General features: G+C 72.7%; 16 protein-coding genes. 8 read left to right on the forward strand and 8 right to left on the reverse strand.

Annotation, left to right across the window (positions count from 1 at the left end):
- Window positions 1-121 precede the first annotated feature (121 nt).
- The 3 genes from IF00_RS47680 to IF00_RS0125200 all read left to right on the forward strand — a co-directional run bounded on the left by IF00_RS47680 (window position 122) and on the right by IF00_RS0125200 (window position 1,462).
- Window positions 122-244: a hypothetical protein gene (locus IF00_RS47680; RefSeq protein WP_280922626.1), complete on the forward strand. Its 123-nt coding sequence runs from the start codon at window positions 122-124 to the stop codon at window positions 242-244.
- Between the two features lie 304 nt (window positions 245-548).
- Complete coding sequence (locus tag IF00_RS42815; protein ID WP_051820610.1) at window positions 549-803, forward strand: hypothetical protein; 255 nt, start codon at window positions 549-551, stop codon at window positions 801-803.
- 236 nt (window positions 804-1,039) lie between these two features.
- Window positions 1,040-1,462, forward strand: a complete 423-nt coding sequence (locus tag IF00_RS0125200; RefSeq protein ID WP_030321695.1) for a DUF4259 domain-containing protein — start codon at window positions 1,040-1,042, stop codon at window positions 1,460-1,462.
- A 33-nt stretch (window positions 1,463-1,495) separates the two neighbouring features.
- On the opposite strand, the gene IF00_RS0125205 is transcribed toward IF00_RS0125200, so the two are convergent.
- The gene (locus IF00_RS0125205; RefSeq protein ID WP_158710518.1) at window positions 1,496-1,954 is read right to left on the reverse strand and encodes a hypothetical protein; all 459 of its coding nucleotides are present in this window, start codon (window positions 1,952-1,954) and stop codon (window positions 1,496-1,498) included.
- Window positions 1,955-2,297: 343 nt separating this feature from the next.
- Here IF00_RS0125205 and IF00_RS0125210 point away from each other — a divergent pair, with 343 nt between their 5' ends.
- Window positions 2,298-2,930 carry a class I SAM-dependent methyltransferase gene (locus IF00_RS0125210; protein ID WP_030321697.1) on the forward strand — a complete coding sequence of 211 codons (633 nt, stop codon included), beginning with the start codon at window positions 2,298-2,300 and terminating at the stop codon, window positions 2,928-2,930.
- A gap of 187 nt (window positions 2,931-3,117) precedes the next feature.
- Here IF00_RS0125210 and IF00_RS0125215 read toward each other — a convergent pair whose 3' ends face one another.
- Window positions 3,118-5,118, reverse strand: coding sequence for a tol-pal system YbgF family protein (locus IF00_RS0125215; protein ID WP_245234628.1), 2,001 nt, complete (start codon window positions 5,116-5,118; stop codon window positions 3,118-3,120).
- A 161-nt stretch (window positions 5,119-5,279) separates the two neighbouring features.
- Here IF00_RS0125215 and IF00_RS0125225 point away from each other — a divergent pair, with 161 nt between their 5' ends.
- The 3 genes from IF00_RS0125225 (at window position 5,280) to IF00_RS0125235 (ending at window position 8,299) form a co-directional block, all read left to right on the forward strand.
- The gene (locus IF00_RS0125225) at window positions 5,280-6,197 is read left to right on the forward strand and encodes an N-acetylmuramoyl-L-alanine amidase (protein WP_030321700.1); all 918 of its coding nucleotides are present in this window, start codon (window positions 5,280-5,282) and stop codon (window positions 6,195-6,197) included.
- 109 nt (window positions 6,198-6,306) lie between these two features.
- Window positions 6,307-7,164, forward strand: a complete 858-nt coding sequence (locus IF00_RS0125230; RefSeq protein WP_030321701.1) for a DUF5336 domain-containing protein — start codon at window positions 6,307-6,309, stop codon at window positions 7,162-7,164.
- A 124-nt stretch (window positions 7,165-7,288) separates the two neighbouring features.
- Complete coding sequence (locus IF00_RS0125235) at window positions 7,289-8,299, forward strand: LLM class F420-dependent oxidoreductase (protein ID WP_030321702.1); 1,011 nt, start codon at window positions 7,289-7,291, stop codon at window positions 8,297-8,299.
- 14 nt (window positions 8,300-8,313) lie between these two features.
- Here the strand turns inward: IF00_RS0125235 and IF00_RS0125240 are convergent, their stop codons facing one another.
- From IF00_RS0125240 to IF00_RS0125255, 4 genes are all read right to left on the reverse strand, one after another.
- The gene (locus IF00_RS0125240; protein ID WP_030321703.1) at window positions 8,314-8,871 is read right to left on the reverse strand and encodes a hypothetical protein; all 558 of its coding nucleotides are present in this window, start codon (window positions 8,869-8,871) and stop codon (window positions 8,314-8,316) included.
- Between the two features lie 111 nt (window positions 8,872-8,982).
- Entirely contained in the window at window positions 8,983-10,068 is a 1,086-nt protein-coding gene (locus IF00_RS0125245) for a prenyltransferase/squalene oxidase repeat-containing protein (protein WP_030321705.1), read from the reverse strand.
- Window positions 10,065-10,799, reverse strand: coding sequence for a class I SAM-dependent methyltransferase (locus IF00_RS0125250; protein WP_030321707.1), 735 nt, complete (start codon window positions 10,797-10,799; stop codon window positions 10,065-10,067). The genes IF00_RS0125245 and IF00_RS0125250 overlap by 4 nt, the downstream gene beginning before the upstream one ends.
- Before the next feature lie 199 nt (window positions 10,800-10,998).
- Complete coding sequence (locus IF00_RS0125255; RefSeq protein ID WP_030321708.1) at window positions 10,999-12,333, reverse strand: glycosyltransferase family 4 protein; 1,335 nt, start codon at window positions 12,331-12,333, stop codon at window positions 10,999-11,001.
- A gap of 227 nt (window positions 12,334-12,560) precedes the next feature.
- On the opposite strand from IF00_RS0125255, the gene IF00_RS0125260 reads away from it, so the two are divergent.
- On the forward strand, window positions 12,561-13,190 hold the full coding sequence (locus IF00_RS0125260; protein WP_037639037.1) for a TetR family transcriptional regulator: 630 nt from the start codon (window positions 12,561-12,563) through the stop codon (window positions 13,188-13,190).
- An 80-nt stretch (window positions 13,191-13,270) separates the two neighbouring features.
- On the opposite strand, the gene IF00_RS0125265 is transcribed toward IF00_RS0125260, so the two are convergent.
- Together IF00_RS0125265 and IF00_RS0125270 are read right to left on the reverse strand one after the other, a co-directional pair.
- Window positions 13,271-13,813: a hypothetical protein gene (locus IF00_RS0125265; RefSeq protein ID WP_030321712.1), complete on the reverse strand. Its 543-nt coding sequence runs from the start codon at window positions 13,811-13,813 to the stop codon at window positions 13,271-13,273.
- 99 nt (window positions 13,814-13,912) lie between these two features.
- Window positions 13,913-14,449, reverse strand: a complete 537-nt coding sequence (locus IF00_RS0125270) for a hypothetical protein (RefSeq protein WP_030321715.1) — start codon at window positions 14,447-14,449, stop codon at window positions 13,913-13,915.
- Window positions 14,450-14,477: the final 28 nt, after the last annotated feature.

Genomic DNA, 14,477 nt, shown 5'->3' on the forward strand with positions numbered 1-14,477 from the left:
GGCAGACTAGAACACGTTCCATTCTGACGGAAGGTCAGATACGAGTGGGAATCCCGCACAGGACGAAGCCCCGGCCCGTCGGACGGCCCCTGTGGCGGCATCGACGCGGAGGCGAGACCGTATGCAGGGGAACATGGGCGCGAGCTGGACGGCACCGCCCGTCGCCGTGGTCGGCGTGGCGGGAACACGGGGAGCCGCCCTCCTGGCACAGAGCCGCACGGGCGTCGAGGAGGCGGCGGAGTGACGGGGGCCCGGGCGGGCTCGGTGGTCCGGGGATGCCTTGCGTCGGCGCTGAGCGGAGCGATCCTGCTGACGGTGACGGGCTGCTCCCCTGAGCTGCGGACCCTGGCCGCGGTGTCCATCGCCGAACAGGGCACCGCGCACGCGCTGCTGAGATCGTGCGACGACGGCCGGGTGCGGGGCCCCGGGCTGCGGGGCACGGCCGCCCGCGCGACGGAAGGGGACGGGCGAGAGCCCGCGGAGCAGGACACGGCACCGGAGGACTCCGGGGCGGAGGAACCCTGGATCGGCTGGGACGCCCGGGGGGGGTGCGGCAGGCCGCGGACTTCCCCCTGTTCGCCCCACCTGCGGAGTGGGCGGCCGAGGTCCGCGGCCCGCAGACCCTGCAGCCGGGCCACACGTACGAGCTGGACTTCGCGGATCCCGACGACTCCTCCGTCTACCGGGCCTCTGTCACGTTCGACGCCGGGCAACTCGCTGCCCTGCCCGCCGGACACGTGCTGACCGATCGCGGCACGATGACGAGAGAAGCGTTCGAGGACGTCGCCCGCGAGGCGTGCTGAGCCCCCATACCCACGCGCCGGAGGCCGTGACGGCCACCGGCCGAAGGCGTCGAGGGAGGGAACCGCCCCGGTCCACACCCGGGCCGGACCACCCCGATCGTGCGTGCCGCACCTGTCGTCGGTCGTCCCGGCCGGGATCCGAGTACAGGACCCCGCCACCGGAAGGGCGTTGTCAGTGGTGCCTGCCACGCTGTCGGTACAGCGGAACGACCGAGCACGGAGAGAGCGAGCACGCCATGGGCACCTGGGACATCGGCCCCTTCGACAACGACACCGCCGCCGACTTCTCGTACCGGGTGGACGAGGCCCCGGCGGAGAAGAAGGCCGACGTGCTGCGTACGGCCTTCCGCGAGGTGATCGAGACCGGCGACGCGTACCTGGACGCGGACCTGGCGGACGAGGCGATCGCCTCGGCGGCCCTCCTCGCCGCCCAGTGCCCGGGCGGCGACCCGATCACCACCTCGTACGCCCCGAAGGACCCCCTGCCGACCCTCCCGGCCGACCTGCGCCCGCAGGCCGTGACGGCCCTGGACCGGACCCTCACCGAGCCCTCCGAACTCCTGGAACTCTGGGAGGAGTCGGACGGCGAGGAGTGGAAGGCGGTGGTACGGAAGCTGCGTGCCGTCCTGGACGGCACGGACACGGGGTCGGGCTCCTGAGGCGCCGCCCTGGGCGGCAGGTCGGACCCGATGTCATCCACGCGCCTCCCGTTCCCCGGTCCGGTGACGATCCGCGAGACGCCGCAGGGCGAGGGCGATGCTCGTCACGGTCCCGGCCACGGCGGTGACCGCGAGGACGAGGAGGCCGGGGTTGACCCACCACGGGACGATCTCCTCGCCCGCGCACACCAGGCTCACGGGCAGCGCGCTGCTGGAGTCGGGCACCGCCATGTGCCCCGCGTTGAACCAGCACGCGTCCTCCGGCTGGAGGAACGGCATGTACGACAGGCCGTACAGGTGCAGGACACCCCCCGCGAGGTAGGCGAGCCCGGCGACCCACGCGGCCTTCCCGGCGGGCGAGCGGCGGTGCCGGGGCGGTCGGGGCCGGGGCAGTTCGTCACCCCGGCGGGCCCGTACGAGCCCGACGTAGGTGATCCCCGCCCAGGCCGGCAGGGCGATGGCGAGGATCATCGTCCCTATGAGGGTCGCCATGATCGGCGCCCGCCGGTACGCCCCTCGGCGGGGGCGGCGAGGAAGGCGGGGCCTCCGGGGTTCTCGCCGTCACCGCCGTCAGGGCCGCCGGAGGACGCCCTACAGCACCGCAGGACCTGGCTGGCGCCCAATACCGCTCCCTCATCACCACGTTCGACCGGCGCCGCCGAGTCCTCCCGGGAGAGGGCGGCGGCCTGCGGCCGAGCGTAGCCGACCGGCTGCTCCCTGATCATGTGAGAATCGGCGGTCGACGAGCGGGCCGGCGGGAGGACGGTGTGGTTCGCGTGCGGCGCGTAGGGCACGATGGGCGCCGTCACCCGCGTACCCGCCAGTAGGAGTCACCATGTCCGAGCCCGCGCCCGCGATCCTCGCCGCCTTCGAGGCCGCCAAGGGCTTCATGCCCGTCGGCGAGGGGCTCGCCCTGTACGCGGCGGCCACCGAGGCGGCGAAGCTCGGGCTGCCGCTCCTTGAGGTCGGCACGTACTGCGGACGCTCCACCATCCTGCTGGCCGACGTGGCGCGGCAGGCGGGGACGGTCGCGGTGACCGTGGACCACCACCGGGGCAGCGAGGAGCAGCAGCCGGGGTGGGAGTACCACGACGAGACCGTCGTCGACCCGGAGGTCGGGCTCATGGACACCCTGCCGACGTTCCGGCGGACACTGCGCAAGGCGGGTCTCGAAGAGCACGTGATCGCCGTGGTCGGGCGGTCGCCGCAGGTCGCGAAGGTGTGGGGCGGACAGCTCGGGTTCGTGTTCGTCGACGGCGGGCACACCGACGAGCACGCCACCAACGACTACGAGGGCTGGGCCCCGAAGGTCGCTCCCGGGGGCCTGCTGGTCATCCACGACGTCTTCCCGAACCCGGAGGACGGCGGCCAGGCGCCGTACCGGATCTACCTTCGCGCGCTGGAGTCGGAAGACTTCGAGGAGGTCTCGGTCACGGACTCGCTGCGGGTGCTGCGCCGCCGGGGCTGAGCCGGGACGCCGGGGCTGAGCGGGACGCCGGGAGGCCGGGACTAGTCGGCGGGCGGCGGCGGCCCACGGCCTGCTGCCCGAACAGCCACCGGCCCACAGCCACCGGCCCACAGCCACCGGCCCGCGGACGCTCCGGCGGCCGCCCCCTCGGAAGGGGACGGCCGCCGGGACATCGCGCGCCGAGGGGTCAGAACCCCGAGGTCACATACAGGCAGTTGGTGTAGCTGTAGCCTGGTTCGATCTTCGCCTTGCTCGACTTGGTGTCACCGGCCGTGGACGTGCCGGTGGAGACCCGCTTCTGGAGGAAGTGGTAGTCACCGGCGGGCAGCAGCAGGGTCGCCTTCGGGTACTTCGAGGACGGCCCGGTGCAGGCCTTGATCTTCTTGCCCTGCGAGAGGATCGGGCCGGGGTACTTGGTGCAGGTCCCGCAGGCCTTCAGGGTGACCTTGCCGGTCATCGGACCGGTGTAGAGCAGCTCGACCTCGCCCGGGCCGTCGTTGCTCACCACCATCACCATCCGCGTACCGCCGGGCGCGTCGGCCGAGGGCAGCTTCCCGCCGGCCGCGGGCTCCTCCTCGGCGATCTCGGCCGCGATGGCGATGGAGCGGGCGTGCCCGGCCTGCGGGCTGCTCGGGTAGTCCTTCGCGTACGCCGTCATCGTGTCGAGCGCGGCCTTGAAGTCCTTGTCCTTGAACTGGTCGGTCCCGCAGGCGAAGTCGCCCTTCTGGACCGCCGCGTCGGCCTGGTCCGCGGCGCCCTCGATCGACGGGTCCGTCATGCCGTCGAGGGAGGCGCCGATCACGTGCAGCTCTTTGGTGGTGTCGCAGGGGTCGCCGCCCCCGGCGAGGGCGTCCGTCCGGGTCTTGATCGACGCCTCGAAGGCCGGTGCGACCCGGGGCGCGTACGTCGACTTCGGGAAGGTCTTGAGGAGTTCGCCGAAGCTCTCGCTGGGATCCGGCTCGTAGGTCGCCTTGCCGATCCCGGCCGCCCCGCACTCGTAGAGGGAGTGGGCCAGCGGCTCGTCGGTCTTGGCGGGCCGGGTGCCCAGCAGGTCCTTGTCGACGGTGGCCGGGAGCCCCCGCAGGTAGGTGAGGCGCGGGATCGCGTCGCAGTACACCTTGTCGGCGTACGGCCTGGAGACCGTCGCGAAGTAGGTGTCGAGGCGCTCGGGGACGAGCTTCCCGGCCCGTGATCCCGCGTGCTCCTTGCCGAGCTTCTCGTACTCGCCGAGCGCCTTGCGGAAGGTCGGCTCGGCCTTGTCGAAGGCGAGGCCGTCGGCCGACTTCACGAGCGCGTCGGCGGCGGCGAGGCGGTCGAGCAGGGCCTGCTCCTTCGCCTCGTCGCGGGCCGCCCCGTACGCGAGCGAGCCGCCCGCGGGCACGGCGAGCAGCACGAGGGCCAGGGGCAGCGCGAGACGGCGGAAGGACGTGCCGATCCGGAGCGTCGCGCGCAGGCCGCGGCGGGCGCCGTCCGCCGCGACGGCCAGGAGGAAGACGCCGTAGCCGGCGAGGAGCCCGACGGGCACGCCGTCGACGTCGGCGGGGAGGGCCAGGACCAGCAGGGCGGCGGTGGCGATCCAGCAGAGCGCGGCGCCGATCCAGTTGCGCAGGAGGACGTAACCGAGGCCCAGGCAGGAGAGGTTGAGCAGGCCGATCATGGCGGCCTGGGCGCCGTTCGCCTCGCCGGGCGGCCGGGTGGGCGGCTGCCCGCCGTCGCCGGGCGGCGGACCGTACCCGGGAGGGCCGTAACCGGGCGGCGGTCCGTAACCCGGCGGGGCGCCGGGCGGGGGCGGAGGCGTACCGGCACCGGCCCAGCCGGGCGCGGTGGCGGGACCGGCGGCGGGTGCGGGGCCGGGCACCGAGCCGGGAGCGGGACCAGTGGCCTCGGGGCCGGGCCCGGACGCCGCGCTCGGAGGCGGGTCGGTCGGCGGTCCGAAGCCCGCCGAGGGCCGCGCCTCCCAGGGCGCGGGGGCCACGGGCGCCGGAGCCGCGGGCGCGGGCGTGGCCGGCGCGCCGGGGTCCGGGGCGGCCCGGTCCGCGGACCGCAGTATCCGGGTCGACGAGTCGAGCGAGCCCGCCTGACCGGGCAGGTCCGACTGGTTCGGCTGGTTCGGTCTGTCTGATGCGTCGTCCTGCACAGGCCGGTCGGACGGCTCGGGACGTGCGTCGTTCGGTTCTTCCCCCACCACGGTTCCCCCTCGTGGGTCCATGCGCGGTGGCACCCCACCGTCGCCTCTCACACCTACCCTTCACTGTCTGCTCACACGCGTCCACCGTTCCGCGAAGCGGTGACCAACCTGCGACGTACCCGCTGCGGGATCTCGTCCCGTACAGGGCCTAGAGTCGCCAGGTGCCGTACGACCACCGGAAGACCACCCGCCACACCCGCACCCGTACCCGCGGCCTCGCGCTCGCCCTCGCCGCCACGGGCTGCTGCGCCGTACTCGCCGGCTGTGGGGCCTCGCAGGCCTCGCAGCCGGACGGGAAGGCCACGGAGAGCCCGGAGGCCTCGTCCTCGGGCCCGGCAGGCGACGCACCGGCCGAAGCGCCGAGCGAGGCACCGAGCGGAGCGCCGAGCACCCGGGACGCCGCCTCCTCCCTCGCCGGGCGGACCATCGCCCTCGACCCCGGTCACAACCCCGGCAATTTCCGTCATTCCCGGGAAATCAACACGAAGGTGAACATCGGGACACACCGCAAGGAGTGCGACACCACCGGCACCTCCACGAACGCGGGATACACCGAGGCCTCCTTCACCCTCGACGTCACCCACCGGCTGCGGGACCTCCTCACGGCGCGCGGCGCCGAGGTGGTCCTCACCCACGACGCCGACCGCCCCTGGGGTCCCTGCATCGACGAACGGGCGCGGATCGGCAACGCGGCCCGCGCCGACGCCGTCGTCTCCGTCCACGCGGACGGCTCCGCCGCCGGCAACCGCGGCTTTCATGTGATCCTGCCCGCACCCGTGCGCGAGGGATCCGCCGACACCACGAAGATCGTCGGCCCCTCCCGCGAGCTCGGCGAGCGGATCGCCGACCGGTTCGCCCGCGCCACCGGAACGGCCCCCGCCAACTACCTCGGTTCCGGTACGGGGTTGGACGTCCGCGACGACCTCGGCGGACTCAATCTCTCAACCGTGCCCAAGGTCTTCGTCGAATGCGGCAATATGCGTGATCCGAAGGACGCGCAGCTGCTCACGTCGGCGGCGTGGCGACAGAAGGCCGCCCAGGGGATCGCGGACGGCATCGCCACCTACCTCAAGGGGTAGAACCCGCGGGCGATAGATTCGCTCCGTACGATGGGGCAGCTCCGTGCCATCCCCCGTGCCATGACCTGAGCGCCACCCCGACGCGACGACCCGACGAAGGACTTCTTACGTGAATATCCGCTCCCTCACCCGAGGCGATGGCGTGCTGATCGGTGCAGCGGTGGTGCTGTTCATCGCCTCGTTCCTCGGCATTTCCGGCTGTGACGGACCCGAGGCGATCTGCGACCAGATCGAGAACCCGAACTCCTGGGAGGCGTCGCCCCTCGGCTGGGGCTCCTTCTTCCTGGGCATCGCCGGTGCCGCGCTCGTCGTCTTCTCCCGCAGCCTGCCGGAGCAGCGCAAGGTGGCCGGCCTGGAGCTCGGCCAGGTCGGCGCCACGTTCACCATCGCCTCCGCGTGGACCCTGCTGATGTGGGTCTTCGAGTCGAACAACGCCGGCGCGGGCCTGATCCTCGGCGTGATCGCCGCCCTGGTGCTCGCCGGTGCGGCCGTCGCCGGACCGATGGTCCCGGCCCTGAAGGCCCCGCTCGTCGGCGCGCCCAAGCCGCAGACCCCGCAGCCGTACGGCATGCAGCCGGGCCAGCCCGGCCCGCAGGGCGTCCCCGGTGGCTACGGCTACCCGGGTGCGCAGCACCCGCAGTACGGCGGCCCCCAGGACCCGTCGCAGGGTGCGGGCCAGCCGTTCGGCGCGCAGGCCGCCGCCCCGCAGCCGCAGGCCGCACAGCAGCCCGAGCCGCAGGCCCAGGCCCCGCAGGCGCAGCCGGCCGCGGGCTTCGAGCCGTTCTGGTTCGCGGTTCCGGTCGCCCGTCCGCTGTACGCGGAGGACGGCTCGCAGGCGCCGATCGCCGAACTGGCCCCGGGTACCTGGTACCTGGCGGTCGAGCAGCGCGGTGCCACCCTGGTGGCCCAGACGCAGGACGGCCGTCGTGGTGTCCTGCAGGACACCACGGGCATCCAGCGCGGCTGATCCGCCGCAGGCGGCACGACCGACGGCCCCTCGCCCGGAAGCGAATCCCTTCCGGGCGGGGGGCCGTTGGCGTACAGTCCCCGCATCCACCTGAACTGACGGATCGTCAGAAAGGATGCGGGGCATGCGACTCGGACTCGCCCTCGGCTACTGGGGCCGCGGCCCCTCCCCCGACCGCCTCGACCTCGCCCGCGAGGCCGAACGGCTCGGCTACGACTCGGTGTGGACGGCGGAGGCCTGGGGCTCCGACGCCTTCACCGCGCTCACCTGGATCGCCGCCCACACCAGCCGGATCAAGCTGGGCACCGCCGTCGCGCAGATGGCCGCCCGGGCGCCCACGACCACCGCGATGCACGCGCTCACCCTCGACCACCTCTCCGGCGGGCGGGTCATGCTCGGCCTCGGACTGTCCGGGCCGCAGGTCGTCGAGGGCTGGTACGGGCGCCCCTTCCCCCGCTCGCCGCTGACCGCGACCCGCGAGTACGTGGACGTCGTCCGCCAGGTGCTGCGCCGCGAGGCGCCGGTCCGGCTCGACGGGCGCCACCACTCCCACCCGTACACCGGCTCCGACGGCACCGGCCTCGGCAAACCCCTCAAGCCGATCACCCACCCGCTCCGGGCCGACCTCCCGATCCTCCTGGGTGCCGAGGGGCCGAAGAACATCGCGCAGACGCTCACGATCGCCGACGGCTGGCTGCCGCTGTACTGGTCCCCCGAGCGCTGGTCCGAGGTGTACGCGCTGCCCGAGCGGCTCCCGGAGGGCTTCCTGGTCGCCCCCATGGTCCGCGCCCAGCTGTGCGACGACGTGACGGCCGGACTGCTGCCGGTCAAGGCGATGCTCGGCTTCTACATCGGCGGCATGGGGCACGCGGCCCGCAACTTCCACGCCGACCTGATGGGGCGGATGGGGTACGAGAAAGAGGCGAGGCGCGTCCAGGAGCTGTTCGCCGCCGGGCGGCGCGAGGAGGCCGTCCTCGCGGTCCCGGACGCCTTCGCGGACGAGATCTCCCTGGTCGGCCCCCGGCAGCGCATCGCCGAACGGCTGGACACATGGCGGCGGGGTCCGGTGACGGACCTCCTCGTCACCTCACCGGACCCCGCGACCCTCCGTCTGCTCGCGGAGCTCAACGCGTAGCCGGCGTCCTGGTGTCACCCGCCGCTGAGCTGGGAGGCGCTGGGGACCTTCTCGACGACTTCGGCGCCGGCGCTCTTGCCGGCGTCCTTGACGCTGTTGATGACGTTCTCGAAGGCGCCGACGTCCCCGTCGCCGACCTCGCCCTTGCGGAGCTTCGTCCCGAGCTCCTTGAGCGACTCGATCCCGGCCGTGAGCGGCGCGACCGCCTTCGACAGCAGTGGATCGCCCTTGGCGTTGTTCGTCGCGGCCTTGAGCCGGTTGTAGGTGAACGCGCCCGCGAGGCCCGCCTTCACCAGGGCCAGGGTCCGGCCGTCCGCGCCCTTCTTGAACTTGCCCGCGCGGTACGGCTTCACGATCCACTGGTACGTGGCTCCCGCGGCCAGACCCGCGTTGGCCACGAACCGGGTCTTGGCGAGCCTCTGCTGCTCGAAGGTGCCCGAAGCCGTCGGCGTCGCGGCACCACCCGCGCTCGCGTCGTCGTCGCCGCAGGCGGCGGTCGTCAGGAGCAGAGCGCACGACAGCATCAGGGCCACGACACCACGGGCCACGGACCGGGGTACGGATCTGGGCACGACAGGACCTCCCTGGAGGGTTGTGGCGCCAGCCTCACCCGGGGCCCCCGGTGCCGCCACGCGGGCGACTCCGAATGGGTCCCGCCCCGTGCCGTCGTGCCGGGCGGGGAATCAGCAGCAGTCCGGGTCGAGGCCCGCCGGGAGGCGTTCGCCGCCGAAGACGGCCACGGTCGCCTCCTCGCCGCCGAGTGCGGCCACCGCGAGCAGCAGGGAACCGGCCGTCCAGGCCGTCTGCTCCTCGGGCCACACGGCCTTGTCGCCCTCCGTCTCGCCCTCGAAGACGTACCCCGTCCAGTACATGCCGTTCTCGGCGCGCAGGTGCTGGATGTCCTGGAGGATGGTGAGGGCCCGGTCCGACTCCCCCATCGCCCAGAGGGCGAGGGCGAGTTCGCAGCTCTCGCCGCCGGTCACCCACGGGTTGGGGATCACGCAGCGCACACCGAGTCCGGGCACGACGAACGTGTCCCAGTCGGCCTCGATCCGGTCCTTGGCCTGGGAGCCGGTGACCGCGCCGCCGAGGACCGGATAGTACCAGTCCATCGAGTAGCGCGACTTGTCGAGGAAGCGCTCGGGGTGACGGCGGATCGCGTGACCGAGCGCCCCGGCCGCCAACTCCCAGTCCGGCTGCGGCTCTTCACGGGTCTCGGCGATGGCGAGGGCACAGCGGAGCGCCTGGTGGATCGACGAACTCCCGGTGAGGAGCGCGTCGTTCACCGGCGTGCCGTCGGCCTCGCGCTTCCAGCCGATCTGGCCACCGGGCTGCTGGAGCCCGAGGACGAACTCGACGGCCGCGTAGACGGCGGGCCACATCCGGTCGAGGAAGGCGTCGTCGCCGGTCGAGAGGTAGTGGTGCCAGACACCCACCGCTATGTACGCGACGAAGTTGGACTCCCGGCTGCGGTCGGTGACCTGGTCGGGCTCGCCGTCGTGGTACGCCGCGAACCAGGAGCCGTCGCTGTTCTGGTGCCGGGCGAGCCACTCGTAGGCGCGGGTGGCGGCGGCGTGCTCACCGGCCGCGTCCAGGGCCATCGCGGCCTCGGTGTGGTCCCACGGGTCGAGGTGGTGGCCCCGGAACCAGGGCAGGGCGCCGTCCTCGCGCTGTACGGCGAGTATCCCGGCGACGGTCTCCGCGGCCTGCTCGGCGGTGAGCACCCCGGGCAGGACGAGGTGCTCCGCGATCCGCTCGGGGGAGGTCACTGGGTGTCGGCCTTGGGCTGGTGGGGCTTGGTCGCGTACGCCACGAAGCTCTTGCCGACCACCGGGTTGAGCAGCTGCTCGGCGACCCGGGTCAGGGCGGGCTTCTTCATGATGTCCCAGACCAGGAGCTTGTGGTACGCGCGGACCGGCAGCGCCTTGTCGTTGTCGACGCCGAAGGCGCACTTCAGCCACCAGTACGGCGAGTGCAGCGCGTGCGCGTGGTGGGTGCCGTACGGCTTGAGTCCGGCCTGCCGGATCTTGCCGAGGAGCTCGTCGGCCTTGTAGATGCGGATGTGACCGCCCTCGACCTCGTGGTAGGCGTCGGAGAGCGTCCAGCAGATCTTCTCGGGGCCGTAACGCGGGACGGTGATCGCGATCCGCCCGCCGGGCTTGAGGACGCGGACCATCTCGGCGAGCACACCCTTGTCGTCGGGGATGTGCTCCATGACCTCGGAGATGATGACGACGTCGAAGGAATCGTCGGGGAACGGCAGGTTGAGCGCGTCGCCCTCCATCGCGGTGGCGGTCGCACCCGCGGGGGCCTCGCCGGCCTCCTTCATCGCCGCGAACCACTTGGCGACCTCGCGGATCTCCTCGCCGTTCTGGTCGAGGGCCACGACCTGCGCACCGCGCCGGTAGCACTCGAAGGCATGCCGGCCCGCACCGCAGCCCAGATCGAGCACACGGTCGCCGGGGGCGAGCGGGAAGCGGGTGAAGTCGACGGTCAGCACGAGGTCCTGCTTTCGCGGTTGAGGAGTCGGTGTGGGCAGTCGCCGCCCTGTCGTGGGCGGGTGTCGCCGGTGACGACCGGTGGGGGGCAATCGTTCCGCGGGGCGATGGGGGTCCCCCCTGCTCGGTCGAAGCCGAGGCCTTGGGGGACGGTGGGCGCGACCCACCCGCCGGGCCGCACCCGGCGACGATGGCGAGAAGTCACCGGCGGGCTCCGGCTCCCTGACGGGCAACCGCCTCGCGGTACAGCTCCGCGGTGCCTTGCGCGGCCTTCGCCCAGGTGAACCGCGACAGCACCCGCTCGCGCCCCGCCGCACCGAGCCGCGCCCGGAGCGCCGCATCAGCCAGGACCCGCCCGAGCGCGGCGGCCAACGCCCCCGCATCCCCCGGCGGCACCGCCAGACACGTCTCCCCGTCGGACCCGGCCACCTCGGGGATCGCACCGCCCGTCGTCGCGACGAGCGCCGTTCCCGTCGCCATCGCCTCCGCCGCCGGCAGCGAGAAGCCCTCGTACAGCGACGGCACACAGGAGACCTGCGCGGACCGCACCAGGTCGACGAGCTCCGCGTCGCTGATGCCCTTGACGAACTCGACGGCCCCGGCCAGTCCGTACCGCTCGATGGCCGCGGCGACCGGGCCGTCCTCGGCACGCTTGCCGACGACGACGAGGTGCGCGTCCGGGTTCTCGGTGCGGAGCTTGGCGAGCGCCTCGACCAGGTGGACGAGGCCCTTGAGCGGGACGTCGGCGCTGGAGGTGGTGACGATCCGGCCGGGGACCTCGGCGACGGCCGGGTCGGGCGACCACAGGTCGGTGTCGGCGCCGATGTGGACGACCCGGATGCGGTCGTCGCGTACGCCGAGGTGGTCGACGATCTCCTGCCGGGAGGTGCCGGAGACGGTGAGCACGGACGGCAGCCGGCGGGCGACGCGCTTCTGCATGCGGGTGAAGGCGTACCAGCGACGGACGGAGGCGCGGCGCTTCCAGTCGGCGGCGGCGTCGAGTTCGAGCTGCCGGTCGACGGTGATGGGGTGGTGGATCGTGGTGACGAGCGGTGCGCCGATCGCGCGCGGGCCACCGAGGAGCCCGTACCCGAGGGTCTGGTTGTCGTGGACGACGTCGAAGTCTCCGCGGCGGGCGGCGAGCATCCGCCGGGCCCGCAGGGAGAAGGTGAGCGGCTCGGGGAAGCCGCCGGTCCACATGGTGGCGACCTCGAGGGCGTCGATCCAGTCGCGGTACTCGTCGCGCTTCGGGGTGCGGAACGGGTCCGGCGAGCGGTAGAGGTCGAGGCTGGCGAGCTCGGTGAGCATGAGCCCCGCCAGGTCCTCGCCCTCGTCGAGGACGGGGTACGGCTGTGAGCCGATGACCTCGACGCTGTGACCGAGGCGGGCGAGCTCGCGGGAGAGGTGCCGGACGTAGACGCCCTGACCACCGCAGAAGGGGTTCCCCTTGTACGTGAGGAGAGCGATCCGCAACGGTCTGTCACCGGCTGCGGTGACGCCCTGTCGGGGGCTTGCCTCTATGGCCTCAGCGGTCATGCGCGACCCCCTTCGAGCGTGGTTTCGCCGGAGCGTAACCGCTCGCGCTAATCTAGAACAAGTTACAGACTTGATCGTTCTTGATCTTCTGGCCTGATCTTCTTGATCCTTCAAGGAGGACAGAATCTACCGGCAGGTAGCTCTGTGGTGAGAGCCGGAACAGGTGATTCGCGCCACGGCGCCCGCACCGCCATACTGTCGCTCCCCACCGCACGGAACGGGACCTCATGACCGCAGACATCAGAGCGGACCACAGACCCGCGGCGCCGCCCCTCACGGAGCGCCAGGAGGCACGGCGCCGCCGCATCCTGAACGCCAGCGCCCAGCTCGCGGCGCGCGGCGGCTTCGACGCCGTGCAGATGCGGGAGGTCGCGGAGGCGGCCGGGGTGGCCCTGGGGACGCTGTACCGCTACTTCCCCTCCAAGATCCACCTGCTGGTCGCGACGATGCAGGACCAGCTCCAGCACATGCACACGACCCTGCGGAAGCGGCCGCCGGCGGGCGCCGATCCGGCGGAGCGGGTGGCGGAGACGCTGATGCGGGCCTTCCGCGCGCTCCAGCGCGAGCCGCAGCTCGCCGACGCGATGGTGCGGGCGCTGACCTTCGCGGACCGCGGGGTGAGCCCCGAGGTCGACACGGTCTCGCGGCTGACGACGGCGATCATCCTGGACGCCATGGGCACCGAGCACCCGACCCCGGAGCAGCTCTCGGCGGTCCGGGTGATCGAGCACACCTGGCACTCGGCGCTGATCACCTGGCTGTCGGGGCGCGCCTCGATCGCACAGGTGAAGATCGACATCGAGACGGTCTGCCGGCTGATCGACCTGACGGCCCCGGAGGCGGCGGCGCGCCGCTGACGGGCCGCGCGGACGCCGGAGGCGCGACGGCCCGCGCCCCCGGCCGCTGATGTGCCGGGGGCTCGGGTGGTGCCGGTGGATCAGGACGAAGGCGTGGCCTTGTTGGCCGCCGTGAGAGCCGCCGCGCACTCCGGGCTGCTGTCGACGGCCACGAACATGACCAGCTTCAGCGGGCCGGCGGAGTGGTTGCTGGCCTGGAGCTGCCAGCTGCTCTTCTTCAGGGACTTGATCACCGAGCCGCCCTGCTCGGTCTTCCGCTCCTCGTTCCAGCCGCCCTTGGCCAGGGTCGCGACGGTGTCCGTGTAGGACTTCGCCGGGTCCTTCGCCTTCTCGGCGTCGGCCGTCCAGCTGACCATGCAGTCCTTGGCCTCGGCCGGAATCTGCTCGCCCGAGGCGTCCTGCGTGAAGCCGGCCCCGGTCGCCGCGTCGGTGAGCTCCTCGGTGACCACGGCACCGGTGAGCCGCTCGCCGCCGGAACCGCCGGAGCCGCCCGTCGAGGACGCACCGGCCGAGGTCGAACCGCCCGAGGACGAGCCGCCCTTGTCCGTACCGCCCTCGCTTCCGCAACCGGCGACCAGCAGCACCGCACCGGCGGCCGCGGCCACCCAATTCGCCTTGCGCACAACACTCCCAAATCCGCACGTACGACGGCCTCTTGCCCCCGTTTTCAAGGGCACAGTTTTGCACGTGGGAACGGGCGGCGTACGCAACCACGCCTTCCGTCAGCCCCGTTCGGCGTCCTCCCCGAACAGGGCCTTCCTCTCCTGCTCGGTGAACCGGTTCATGCACGCGGTCTCCGTCGCGTTCAGGGAGATCATCTCCATGCTCAGCGAGCCCGTCACGCCGGCGTGACGGGCGTACATCACCCAGCCGCGCTTCCTGAGCGTGAACTGGAGCATGGTGCCGCCCTTCGGATCGAGCTTCTCCACCTGGCGCTCGCCCTGGACCCAGCCCTCGGCGACGAGTCCGGTGACCGCCTTCTCGAAGTCGCCCCGCGATCCGTCGACGGGCGGGCCCGCGTACTGCCACGCGGCGGTACAGGCGTAAGCGCGCTCCTCCAGTCGCTGCCGGTCCGTGGACGGCGTGGGAAGCGGCGTGGAGCCCGCGGGGGTCGGCCCGCCGATTCCCGGCAGGTCGGACTTCGGCAGCCCCGCCTTCTTCACGGCGGCGACGATCTCGGCGTGCGCCGTCTCACGGCCGAAGGCGGACCCGCCACCGGTGCCGTCGCCGACCCCGCACCCCGCCCCGAGGACCACCACCGCCGTCGCTCCCGCGACCCTCGCCCAC

Source organism: Streptomyces flavochromogenes (genome assembly GCF_000717595.1).
GTDB lineage: Bacteria > Actinomycetota > Actinomycetes > Streptomycetales > Streptomycetaceae > Streptomyces > Streptomyces flavochromogenes.

Excerpts from the sequence above, each read along its gene's own strand:
- IF00_RS0125235 (WP_030321702.1), top strand. The coding sequence starts at position 7,289 with ATGCGACTCGGACTCGCCCTCGGCTACTGGGGCCGCGGCCCCTCCCCC.
- IF00_RS0125260 (WP_037639037.1), top strand. The coding sequence starts at position 12,561 with ATGACCGCAGACATCAGAGCGGACCACAGACCCGCGGCGCCGCCCCTC.
- IF00_RS0125200 (WP_030321695.1), top strand. The coding sequence starts at position 1,040 with ATGGGCACCTGGGACATCGGCCCCTTCGACAACGACACCGCCGCCGAC.
- IF00_RS0125255 (WP_030321708.1), bottom strand. The coding sequence starts at position 12,333 with ATGACCGCTGAGGCCATAGAGGCAAGCCCCCGACAGGGCGTCACCGCA.
- IF00_RS0125210 (WP_030321697.1), top strand. The coding sequence starts at position 2,298 with ATGTCCGAGCCCGCGCCCGCGATCCTCGCCGCCTTCGAGGCCGCCAAG.
- IF00_RS0125205 (WP_158710518.1), bottom strand. The coding sequence starts at position 1,954 with ATGGCGACCCTCATAGGGACGATGATCCTCGCCATCGCCCTGCCGGCC.
- IF00_RS47680 (WP_280922626.1), top strand. The coding sequence starts at position 122 with ATGCAGGGGAACATGGGCGCGAGCTGGACGGCACCGCCCGTCGCCGTG.